Origin of the sequence: Geobacillus sp. LYN3, from assembly GCF_003064505.1 — a bacterium.
GTDB classification, from domain to species: Bacteria; Bacillota; Bacilli; order Bacillales; family Anoxybacillaceae; genus Parageobacillus_B; species Parageobacillus_B toebii.
Genome location: NZ_QCWL01000001.1, coordinates 2,331,552 through 2,342,319, shown reverse-complemented (window position 1 = coordinate 2,342,319; position 10,768 = coordinate 2,331,552). Strand labels below are relative to the sequence as shown.

Here is a 10,768-nt window from a genome sequence, read left to right as displayed (position 1 = left end):
TCAACCAGCCGAACGCGGCAGCCAATTAGGCTAGTTGCAAGCCCACGGCTTTAGCCGTTGGGTAGTTGACTTGTTCCTCATCTCGATTTATATGTAGGAAAATGGGTGAATGCGGACAAGAACGAGTTTTAGGTAGTGGGCATACGATATGGTGATAAAAATTAAGGGAGGTTTTTCAAGATGAATGAACAAGAACGAATTCAACAATATGTGGCGGAAGTAAAAGAATGGGGAAAACAAGTCGAGCAAATTTTGCTTCAGCGGGGGGAGGACGGCGGCGATTGCCGCGTTGATTCATTGCTTTCCTACATCGAACATCATGGCGACGCATGGACAGAGGACGCCATTTATGAACTTCAGCGCATGGTGGACGAAGTATATGAAAAAGCGCTGGTGTTTCAGCAAAATGGACAGTCGGCCATCAGACAGGAGGAAAGCGGGACAGAAGAAAGACAACAAACGTCCATCGGACAGGAGGAAAACGGGATAGAAGAAAGACAGCAAACGGCCGTCAGACAGGAGGAAAGCGGGACAGAAGAAAGACAACAAACGGCCAGCGAACAGGAAGAAGAAAGCGAGGCAGAAGAAAGACAACAAACATATGTGGCAGCAGGAAGACACGTCCTTCCGCCGCTTCCATACAGCTACGATGCGCTTGAGCCGCATATTTCCAGAGAAATTATGCGGCTGCATCATACAAAGCACCATCAAAGCTATGTGGACGGCTTAAATAAAGCGGAAAAAATGATGAAAAAAGCGCGCGAAACAAATGACTATGAACTGTTGAAGCATTGGGAGCGGGAAGCGGCGTTCCACGGTTCTGGACATTATTTGCACACGATTTTTTGGAATAATATGCATCCAAAAGGCGGCGGCCAACCGCGCGGTGAGTTGCTAGAACAAATAAAACGAGATTTTGGAAGTTTTGAAAGATTTAAGCGTCATTTTACCGAGGCGGCAAAAAGCGTCGAAGGAGTCGGCTGGGCGCTGCTCGTTTGGTCGCCGCGGTCGCACCGCTTAGAAATTTTACAGACGGAAAAGCATCAATTCATGACGCAATGGGATACGATTCCGCTTCTTGTGATAGACGTTTGGGAGCATGCCTATTATTTACAATATAAAAACGACCGTGCAGCATATATTAACAGCTGGTGGAATGTTGTTCATTGGCGCGATGTGGAAGAACGGTTTGAGCAGGCAAGAAAATTGCGCTGGAAACCGTTTTAATGAAAGGCGAAGGGTATCCTTCGTCTTTCTTGCGTTAGCGTCATCTACAAGTGAAAGCTATCATGTTTTTCGTTCGTTAACAAGGCGGATTTGTATACTTGCAAATGACGTTTGTGCTGATGAACTTGTACATTTTACAATCATATCTATATTTTTTGGCGCATACACTTGTACAAAACAGCAAAAGGGATGGGGATTACATGAAGATACGGAAACAAATTGCACTGTTCATCGCAGCGGTGATGATGCTTTTTTCATGTATTCCGGATCGGGCAAAGGCAATGAACGGAGTCAGTGCGCAAAGCGCCATTTTGATGGAACAGAATTCCGGACGCATATTATTTGAAAAAGACGCGCATACGAAGCGGCGCATTGCAAGCATTACCAAAATTATGACGGTGATTTTAGCGATCGAATCAGGCAAAATGGATGACACGGTAACGGTAAGCGCCCGCGCTGTTCATACAGAAGGGTCGTCGATTTATTTAAAGGAAGGAGAAAAAATAAAGCTTCGCGATCTTGTCTATGGGACGATGCTGCGTTCCGGAAATGACGCGGCGGTGGCGATTGCCGAACATGTGGGTGGCAGCGTGGAAGGCTTTGTTTTTTTAATGAACCAAAAGGCAGCGGAAATCGGCATGCGCAATACCCATTTTGCCAATCCACACGGATTAGACGATTCGGAAAATCACTATTCCACTGCCTATGACATGGCGCTTCTTATGCAGTATGCGATGAAAAATAAGGAGTTTCGCAAAATTTCCGGAACAGAAGTATACCGGGCTCCTGCTTCTCCCGGAGAAGATTGGGATCGGGTATGGAGGAATAAAAATAAGCTGCTCACTAGTTTGTATGAGTATTGCACCGGAGGAAAAACCGGCTATACAAAACGGGCAAAGCGAACGCTTGTGACTACCGCTTCCAAAGGCGGAATGGATTTAATTGCGGTAACATTGGATGCACCGGATGATTGGAATGACCATATTGCCATGTATGAATATGGCTTTGGCCATTATATGATTGCAAAAGTAAACCGAAAACGAATGGTGAAAAAAATTCGTGATTCCTTTTACAGAAAAAACATACAAGCAAGCCGTGATTTGCGATATCCTGTGACGGAAGAAGAAATCAAAGAACTGCACGTAAAAATTTATCTTCTTCGTCCGAAAAAAGATTGGAAGAAAGACGAAAGGGGCATTCCGACCGTCGTTGGGAAAGCGGTGCTGTATTTAGGGGATCAAGCGGTGGATGAAGTTCCGCTTTTGTATAAAAAGGGCGTAAGCAAGGAAACGAACCATTCCATTTGGAACGCATTTCATTTTTTAGGTGTGGGAAGCGATGGTTAATCTTATTTGGGTAGCGATGGCCATTATTGGAATTGTTTTTGCGATGATAAACGGTACGATGAATGAAGTGAATGAAGCGATTTTTAAAAGCGCGAAAGAAGCGGTCACAATCAGCATCGGCATGATCAGCATATTAGTGTTTTGGCTTGGATTAATGAAAATTGCCGAGGAAGCCGGTCTTCTTGAGAGGCTTGCTGCTTTTTTCAAACCGCTTGTCCGCCGTTTGTTTCCGGAAGTGCCAGCAAACCATCCAGCGCTTGGCTATATCGTCTCCAACATGATTGCCAATATGTTCGGGCTTGGCAACGCCGCCACTCCAATGGGGATTAAGGCGATGGAAGAATTGAAAAAGCTCAATGGCCATAAAGACGAAGCAAGTCGTTCGATGGTAACGTTTTTAGCAATTAACACATCAAGCATCACCCTTATTCCAGCGACGGTCATTTCGATTCGCATGACATATGATTCGGCATCGCCTGGAGAAATTATTGGGACTACGCTCGTCGCTTCAACCATTTCAACGGTTGGCGCGATTTTCATCGACCGTTATTATTATTGGAAACGCATGCGGAAAGGCGGGAAGCGGTAATGGCGTTCATCCAACTCCTTTCTACTTGGCTTATTCCAGTAACCATTGCGTTTATTCTTTTATACGGAACCGTAAAAAAAGTGCCAACTTATGAAGCGTTTGTCGAAGGCGGAAAAGAAGGGATACAGATTGCCTTTTCGCTTATTCCGTATTTAGTCGGCATGCTTGTTTCGATTGCCATTTTCCGCGCGTCTGGCGCGCTTGATTATATGATGAACGGGATTAAACCGCTTGCTGATGCGATCGGTCTTCCGGCTGAGGTGGTGCCGCTGGCGATGATTCGCACCATTTCCGGCACCGCTGCGCTTGGGATGACAACCGATTTAATTGCTACATATGGTCCCGATTCGTTTATTGGCAGGCTTGCATCCACCATACAAGGAAGCACGGAAACAACGTTGTATGTTTTAACCGTTTATTTTGGCGCCGTTGGCATTAAAAAGATGGGAGATGCGCTCAAAGTAGGAATTTTAGCAGATATTCTCAGCTTTATCGTTTCCTTTTTTATTGTGCTGTTTGTCTTTGGAAGATAGCTCGCCTATGATTAGGCGGCTTTTTTTTGTCGTTTTCTATCGATATAACTTTTGTATTTGTCGAAAAAGGGCGAGTATGATAAAAATAGTGAGAGAGCATGCTTGTATCTTTTGGATCGAAAGAGTAAGATGATGAAAGAGGTGAAACAGTGATGGAACGATTGCAAAAAGTTATTGCTCATGCAGGCATCGCATCAAGACGAAAAGCAGAACAACTCATATTGCAAGGAAAAGTAAAGGTAAACGGGAAAGTCGTTACCGAGCTTGGCGTGAAAGTAGGTCCTCAGGATAAAGTGGAAGTAGATGGGATACCGGTAGAAAGAGAGGAGCCAGTATATTATCTTTTTTATAAACCGCGCGGGGTCATTTCAAGCGTAAAAGACGATAAAGGTCGGAAAGTCGTAACCGATTTTTTTAAAGATGTTGATAAACGCATTTACCCGATTGGCCGTCTCGATTATGATACGTCCGGAATTCTTTTGCTTACGAACGATGGGGATTTTGCCAATTTATTAATGCATCCTCGTTACGAAATCGAGAAAGTATATATCGCAAAAGTGAAAGGGATTCCGACACGGGAGCAATTAAAACAGCTTGAAAGAGGAATTATGCTCGAAGATGGCATGACGGCGCCGGCAAAAGTAAAACTGCTTTCTCACAATAAACAAAAACAAACAGCCATTATTGAAATTCGCATCCATGAGGGACGGAATCGCCAAGTGCGCCGAATGTTTGAAGCAATTGGATGCAAAGTGATGAAACTAAAGCGAGAGCGATACGCTTTTCTCGATTTAAAAGGGTTAAACCCTGGTGAATATCGTAAACTTACACCGCATGAAGTAAAGCAGCTGCGCGCGCTTGCGTTGTCAGGCGGTGGAAAATAACCGTTTACATTGTCACATAAATTTCATATAATATGAATTTTCACTATAAATAACACTGTTATAATGGAAAATGGAATATTATGATTTCGAGGGGTTAGGAATATGAAAAAACAACAACGCCTTATCATGCGAACGATTGTTTTGTTGTTATTATTGGCGGCGGTAGGATATACGATTTATTCCAACTTTTTTACAGAAAAAGAAAGGGTAAAAGTTGGTTCGACGGCGCCGGATTTTGTCTTGACCGATTTAAGCGGAAAAGAACACCGTCTTTCGGATTATCGCGGCAAAGGGGTGTTCTTAAACTTTTGGGGAACGTGGTGTAAGCCGTGCGAAAAGGAAATGCCATACATCAACAGCCAGTATGGCGTATATAAAAAGCAAGGGGTCGAAGTATTGGCGGTCAACGTTGGCGAGCCGAAGTTGAGCGTGCAAAAATTCGCCGATCGATTTGGTTTGACGTTTCCAATTATGATTGACCGTGAAGATCAAGTCATGAACGCATATGATGTCGATCGATTGCCAGCAACCTTTTTAATCGACAAAAACGGCAAAGTCAAAAAAATCATCACAGGAACAATGACGGAAGAAATGGTAAAGCAGTACATGGAAAGCATTAAACCGTAAGGAGTTTTGCCAATGGAACATGTCAAATGCGAATGCGGTCATGTTAATCCACATGGGACTTTTTTTTGTGAATCATGCGGAAAACCGCTTGAGGAAAATACAGAGAAGCGACTTTTGGACATGCGCTATGAAGGGAGCGCGCGCCGTTCCCAAACATATAATAAGACCATTATCGATAAAATTTGGGCGTTTTTCTCTTCCGTGAAGGTCGGAGTGGCGCTTATTGTTATTACACTCATCGCCTCAGCGATCGGAACGATTTTTCCACAGGAAATGTATATTCCGCCGAATGTTAGCCCTGCTGAATATTATGCCGATCAATACGGATGGGCAGGAAAATTATATTATAAGCTCGGATTTAATAACTTGTATAAGTCATGGTGGTATATGCTTTTAATTGCGTCAATCGGCGTATCGCTCGTCATTTGCAGTTTAGACCGTGTGATTCCTCTTTATCGCGCGTTGAAAAAACAAGGCGTCACAAGACATCCGAACTTTTTGCGGAAGCAGCGGTTATTTAGTGTTTCGAAAGTCGATGATGCCGATGATGTGCTAAAACGCGTGAAAGAAAAATTGGCGCAGCGCCACTACCATATTCGTGAAGAAAACGGCAATATTTTAGCGGAAAAAGGCCGTTTTTCCCGCTGGGGCCCTTATGTCAATCATATCGGATTAATTATTTTCTTAATTGGAGCGATGCTTCGCTTTGTTCCGGGAATGTATGTCGATGAGGTGCTGTGGATTCGCGAAGGAGAAACAAAAGAGATTCCCGGTACACAAGGAAAATATTTTTTAAAGAGCGAAAAGTTTATTTATGAGACATATGAAAAAGGAAAAGAAAATGAAGTGTTTAATGCGGCGATTGATCGCGTCGGCAACGGCACGGTAGCAAAAAATTACCAAACGAACGTTGTACTCTACAAACGTGTCGGTCCTATTGTCGCCGGTGAAGAACCGAAGCTGCAAAAAATAAAAGAGTATAAGATACGTGTCAACGAACCGTTGAAATATGACCATTACGCGCTATATCAAGTCGATTTTAAACAAAACGAGCCGTATAAAATGGCGTTTCAATTAATGGATAAAACGTCGGGAAAATCGTTTGGCACTGTCGTTATTGATTTGCACAATCCGAAATCTTCCTACGACCTTGGCAACGGTTATCGGGTAGAACTATTAAGCTATTTTCCTGATTTTTATTTTGATGAGGAAGGGAATCCGGCTACAAAATCAAAAATTCCAAACAATCCGGCGTTCGTGTTTAAAATGTTTACCCCTGATAAGCCGAAAGGGGAAGTAAGCTTTGTGGCCATTCAGCAAACGATTGAACCGTTTGGGGATAACAAGTATAAAATGAAGTTTGCTGGATTAGAGACGAGAAACGTATCAGGACTTACTGTGCGCCGCGACTTTACGCTTTGGATTTTAGGCGTTGGCGGAGCGATCTTTATGATTGGTCTCATCCAAGGAATGTATTGGAACCATCGCCGCATCTGGCTGCAGCGCGTCAATGGCGAAGTATGGCTTGCTGCGCATACGAATAAAAACTGGTTTGGTTTAAAAAATGAAATTCGCCGCATCCTTGACGGAACCGGATTAGCGATGCCGGTCGATCAGGCGGATGAGGAGACAAAAGCGGGACAAGGAGGGCAAATGCATGGCGCAGCTCAGTAGCACGTTACTATATATTGCTTTTATTCTTTACTTAATTGGAACGTTTTTTTTCGGCGGCGCGATTCGCGATAAAAGAAAGGAACGAACGGGAAAAAATCGCTGGTCACAACTTGGAATTATCACGACGATTATCGGTTTTCTGTCACAATTAGGCTACTTTATTACACGGTGGATTGCAGCGGGACATGCCCCGGTCAGCAATTTGTTTGAGTTTACTACCTTTTTTGGAATGATGCTTGTCGCCGCCTTTATCATTATTTATTTTATTTATAAAATAAGCATTCTCGGCTTATTCGCACTGCCAGTCGCCTTATTGGTGATCGCTTACGCCAGCATGTTTCCGCGCGAAATTACGCCGCTGATTCCTGCATTGCAAAGTGACTGGCTACATATCCATGTGACCACTGCCGCGGCGGGAGAAGCAATTTTGGCTGTTAGCTTTGTTGCCGGTCTCATTTATTTAATCCGTGTCGTGGACCAGTCCAAGCCAAGCAAGCGAACATTTTGGCTGGAAGTCGTCATGTTCTGCTTAATTACGACGCTCGGCTTTGTGCTTGTATCAACAGCATTCAGCCTTGCGGACTATGAAGCAAAATTTACATGGATCGATAAAAACAAGCAACAGGCGGAAGTCGTTTATCATATGCCTGCATTAGTCGGGCCGCATGAAGGAAAGCTAGTGAAAGAAAGCGCCGATCGTTTTGAGCCGCTGGTTTATATGCCGGCAATTATCAATGCGAAAAAATTAAATACGGTGATTTGGTCGCTAATCGGGGGCGCGATTTTATATGCATTGCTCCGTCTCGTGCTGCGGAAGCGGATCGCCGCCGCCTTGCAGCCGCTTGTCAAAAACGTAAACTTAGATTTAACGGATGAAATCAGTTATCGCGCTGTCGCCATCGGGTTTCCGGTATTTACACTTGGAGCGCTCATTTTTGCGATGATCTGGGCGCAAATTGCGTGGACTCGATTTTGGGGCTGGGACCCGAAAGAAGTATGGGCGCTCATTACATGGTTATTTTACGCCGCGTTTTTGCACCTTCGTTTGTCAAAAGGATGGCACGGTGAAAAATCGGCATGGCTTGCGGTCATTGGTTTTGCGATCATTATGTTTAATTTAGTCGCAGTTAACTTAGTGATTGCCGGGCTGCATTCATACGCCGGAACATGACAACATGACTGGAATAAAAGGATGCCTGAGGCTTGGCATCCTTATTTTACAATGAAGTAGATAATTGTCATGAATTTTTGTACAATAGTGAACAAGGGAGGATGTTCTATGGATAAAGATCAACAAGTCAAAATTTTAGTAGTAGATGATGAAGAACGCATTCGGCGCTTACTAAAAATGTATTTAGAGCGCGAAAACTATATCATTGATGAGGCTGATAACGGCGATGACGCGCTCGAAAAAGCGCTCGAAAACGACTATGATGTCATTTTGCTTGACCTCATGCTGCCAGGGAGGGACGGTATTGAGGTATGTAAAGGAATTCGCGAAAAGAAAGCAACCCCGATTATTATGCTGACAGCAAAAGGGGAAGAATCAAACCGTGTTCAAGGGTTTGAAGTAGGGACAGACGATTATATTGTTAAGCCATTTAGCCCGCGCGAGGTCGTATTGCGCGTAAAAGCGCTGTTGCGGCGTGCGGCGAATACTGCGTATGTTCTTGCTGACACGACCGCAAAAGATGTGCTCGTTTTTCCGCATTTAACAATTGATAACGATGCCCATCGCGTAACGGTTGACGGTCAGGAAGTGAATTTAACGCCGAAGGAATACGAGTTGCTTCTATTTTTGGCAAGATCTCCAGATAAAGTATTTGACCGTGAACAGCTATTGAAAGAAGTATGGCACTACGAATTTTTTGGCGATTTGCGCACGGTAGATACCCATATTAAACGTTTGCGTGAAAAGTTGAATAAAGTCTCCCCAACGGCGGCAAAGATGATCGTAACCGTTTGGGGGGTTGGCTATAAATTTGAGGTAGTGAATGACTAATGTGGCTTTTTCGCAGCGTAGTCGGGAAATTATGGGTTACTATATTATTGCTCGTTTCGTGTGTGTTATTTGTTCTTACGATTCTCTTGTTGAAATTTTTTGAAAATTATTATGTGCAAGAAGCGGAAAAAGAATTAACTCAGCTAGCAACAAAAATATCGGAAGTAATGCATGATTACGAAGACGAAAAACTGGCCCGTTCCATTGCATGGACGCTTGTCGGTAATATGTCTAAAGCTGTTATTTTTGTTGATTCATCGCATTACTGGTATTCTCCTACAAACGATGAATTGCGGGATCTGCCGTTATCATTCATTAAGCAAGATAAAGATTTGCGAAAAGTATTGACAGAAGGAAAAAACGTAAAAAAGAAAACCTATTTGCCAAACGTACAAACCGGCAGAAGTCGATATAGCAGTGATGTGATTATTGTTGGCGTGCCGCTTGAAATGGCAAATGGAAATCGGGGCGGAGTATTTATTTACCAATCATTGCAGGCAATTGAAGATACAACAAGGCAAACGAAAAAGTTAATTTTTCTTGCGGCATTTATCGCCATTGTGTTAACAACATTTTTTGCCTTTTTCTTATCGACCCGTATTACCGCTCCATTGCGGAAAATGCGGCAAGCAGCGTTTGAAGTGGCGCGAGGCAAGTTTGATACAAAGGTGCCAATTTTAACGGATGATGAAATTGGCGGCTTGGCGATGGCGTTTAATCAGATGGGCAGACGGCTGCAGTTTAATATTAATGCCCTAAATCAGGAAAAAGAGCAGTTAGCAAGCATTTTAAGCAGTATGGCCGATGGAGTTATTACATTTAATCGCGATGGCGAAATATTAATTACGAATCCGCCTGCGGAGCGGTTTTTGCAAGCATGGTATTTTGAGCAAGGAAACGGTGCGGAAACGATGGCTCCGTTGCCGCCGCAAGTAAAAGAGTTATTTATTCGTGTTGTCCGCGAGGAGAAAGAGCAATCGATTGAATTGTCGCTACAAGGACGGACATGGGTGATTTTGATGACGCCGCTTTACAGCAAAACGACTGTACGCGGTGCGGTAGCGGTGCTGCGCGATATGACGGAAGAACGCCGCTTGGATAAACTTCGCAAAGATTTTGTCGCCAACGTTTCCCATGAGCTGCGCACGCCGATTGCGATGCTTCAAGGGTATAGCGAAGCGATTATTGATGATATTGCGGCAACGGATGAAGAAAAGAAAGAAATGGCAAAAGTGATTTACGACGAATCGTTGCGCATAGGCCGTCTTGTCAATGACTTGCTTGATTTGGCGCGCATGGAAGCGGGGCATATTACATTAGATTACGAAACCGTTCAGCTCGTTCCGTATATTGAGCGGATTATTCGCAAATTCCAAGGGCTAGCAAAAGAAAAACAAATTGATTTGTCGGCGGAGTTTAAAAATGAGGATATCCAAATTACGATGGATCCAGACCGGATCGAGCAAGTTTTGACGAATTTAATTGATAATGCGATTCGTCATACGGATAAAAACGGAATGGTCAAGATCATTGTTGAGCGAAGCGGAGACGGCGTCACGATTCATGTCCAAGATTCCGGCTCCGGCATCCCAGAAGAAGATTTGCCGTTTGTGTTTGAACGCTTCTACAAAGCGGATAAGGCGCGTACGCGCGGCCGCTCGGGAACGGGATTGGGCCTTGCCATTGCGAAAAATATCGTTGAGGCCCATAAAGGGACGATTTCCGTTCATAGCAAGCTTCATGAAGGAACGACGTTTACGTTTTATTTGCCAAACGGTCCTCATGAAACATAATATGCCCCCTTGTCTAAGCAGGGTATTGTCAAAAGTTTATCCTCCACACTCACTGTTTTTCATTGAGTTTCAACGGTTAGAATAAAAAAAGCT

General features: G+C 43.8%; 10 protein-coding genes. All 10 read left to right on the top strand.

Annotation, left to right across the window (positions count from 1 at the left end):
- The first annotated feature begins 180 nt into the window (after window positions 1–180).
- The 10 genes from DCC82_RS12240 to DCC82_RS12195 all read left to right on the top strand — a co-directional run bounded on the left by DCC82_RS12240 (window position 181) and on the right by DCC82_RS12195 (window position 10,675).
- A complete protein-coding gene (locus tag DCC82_RS12240) occupies window positions 181–1,227 on the top strand; it encodes a superoxide dismutase (protein ID WP_097354703.1) in 1,047 nt (348 codons plus the stop codon).
- Between the two features lie 200 nt (window positions 1,228–1,427).
- Complete coding sequence (locus tag DCC82_RS12235; protein ID WP_097354959.1) at window positions 1,428–2,573, top strand: D-alanyl-D-alanine carboxypeptidase family protein; 1,146 nt, start codon at window positions 1,428–1,430, stop codon at window positions 2,571–2,573.
- Entirely contained in the window at window positions 2,566–3,162 is a 597-nt protein-coding gene (locus DCC82_RS12230) for a nucleoside recognition domain-containing protein (protein ID WP_015864355.1), read from the top strand. Before DCC82_RS12235 ends, DCC82_RS12230 begins: the two co-directional genes overlap by 8 nt.
- Window positions 3,162–3,695, top strand: a complete 534-nt coding sequence (locus tag DCC82_RS12225; RefSeq protein ID WP_015864354.1) for a spore maturation protein — start codon at window positions 3,162–3,164, stop codon at window positions 3,693–3,695. The genes DCC82_RS12230 and DCC82_RS12225 overlap by 1 nt, the downstream gene beginning before the upstream one ends.
- 152 nt (window positions 3,696–3,847) lie before the next feature.
- Window positions 3,848–4,579 (top strand): 23S rRNA pseudouridine(2605) synthase RluB, encoded by a 732-nt coding sequence (gene rluB, locus DCC82_RS12220; RefSeq protein ID WP_015864353.1) that lies wholly within the window; start codon window positions 3,848–3,850, stop codon window positions 4,577–4,579.
- Window positions 4,580–4,681: 102 nt separating this feature from the next.
- A complete protein-coding gene (gene resA, locus DCC82_RS12215; protein ID WP_015864352.1) occupies window positions 4,682–5,206 on the top strand; it encodes a thiol-disulfide oxidoreductase ResA in 525 nt (174 codons plus the stop codon).
- Window positions 5,207–5,218: 12 nt separating this feature from the next.
- Window positions 5,219–6,880: a cytochrome c biogenesis protein ResB gene (resB, locus tag DCC82_RS12210; RefSeq protein ID WP_015864351.1), complete on the top strand. Its 1,662-nt coding sequence runs from the start codon at window positions 5,219–5,221 to the stop codon at window positions 6,878–6,880.
- Window positions 6,864–8,051 carry a c-type cytochrome biogenesis protein CcsB gene (ccsB, locus tag DCC82_RS12205; RefSeq protein WP_015864350.1) on the top strand — a complete coding sequence of 396 codons (1,188 nt, stop codon included), beginning with the start codon at window positions 6,864–6,866 and terminating at the stop codon, window positions 8,049–8,051. Before resB ends, ccsB begins: the two co-directional genes overlap by 17 nt.
- Window positions 8,052–8,159: 108 nt before the next feature.
- Window positions 8,160–8,882, top strand: coding sequence for a response regulator transcription factor (locus tag DCC82_RS12200; protein WP_015864349.1), 723 nt, complete (start codon window positions 8,160–8,162; stop codon window positions 8,880–8,882).
- Window positions 8,882–10,675 carry an ATP-binding protein gene (locus DCC82_RS12195; RefSeq protein WP_015864348.1) on the top strand — a complete coding sequence of 598 codons (1,794 nt, stop codon included), beginning with the start codon at window positions 8,882–8,884 and terminating at the stop codon, window positions 10,673–10,675. The genes DCC82_RS12200 and DCC82_RS12195 overlap by 1 nt, the downstream gene beginning before the upstream one ends.
- Window positions 10,676–10,768 lie beyond the last annotated feature (93 nt).

Excerpts from the sequence above, each read along its gene's own strand:
- DCC82_RS12240 (WP_097354703.1), top strand. The coding sequence starts at position 181 with ATGAATGAACAAGAACGAATTCAACAATATGTGGCGGAAGTAAAAGAA.
- DCC82_RS12235 (WP_097354959.1), top strand. The coding sequence starts at position 1,428 with ATGAAGATACGGAAACAAATTGCACTGTTCATCGCAGCGGTGATGATG.
- DCC82_RS12230 (WP_015864355.1), top strand. The coding sequence starts at position 2,566 with ATGGTTAATCTTATTTGGGTAGCGATGGCCATTATTGGAATTGTTTTT.
- DCC82_RS12225 (WP_015864354.1), top strand. The coding sequence starts at position 3,162 with ATGGCGTTCATCCAACTCCTTTCTACTTGGCTTATTCCAGTAACCATT.
- rluB (WP_015864353.1), top strand. The coding sequence starts at position 3,848 with ATGGAACGATTGCAAAAAGTTATTGCTCATGCAGGCATCGCATCAAGA.
- resA (WP_015864352.1), top strand. The coding sequence starts at position 4,682 with ATGAAAAAACAACAACGCCTTATCATGCGAACGATTGTTTTGTTGTTA.
- resB (WP_015864351.1), top strand. The coding sequence starts at position 5,219 with ATGGAACATGTCAAATGCGAATGCGGTCATGTTAATCCACATGGGACT.
- ccsB (WP_015864350.1), top strand. The coding sequence starts at position 6,864 with ATGGCGCAGCTCAGTAGCACGTTACTATATATTGCTTTTATTCTTTAC.
- DCC82_RS12200 (WP_015864349.1), top strand. The coding sequence starts at position 8,160 with ATGGATAAAGATCAACAAGTCAAAATTTTAGTAGTAGATGATGAAGAA.
- DCC82_RS12195 (WP_015864348.1), top strand. The coding sequence starts at position 8,882 with ATGTGGCTTTTTCGCAGCGTAGTCGGGAAATTATGGGTTACTATATTA.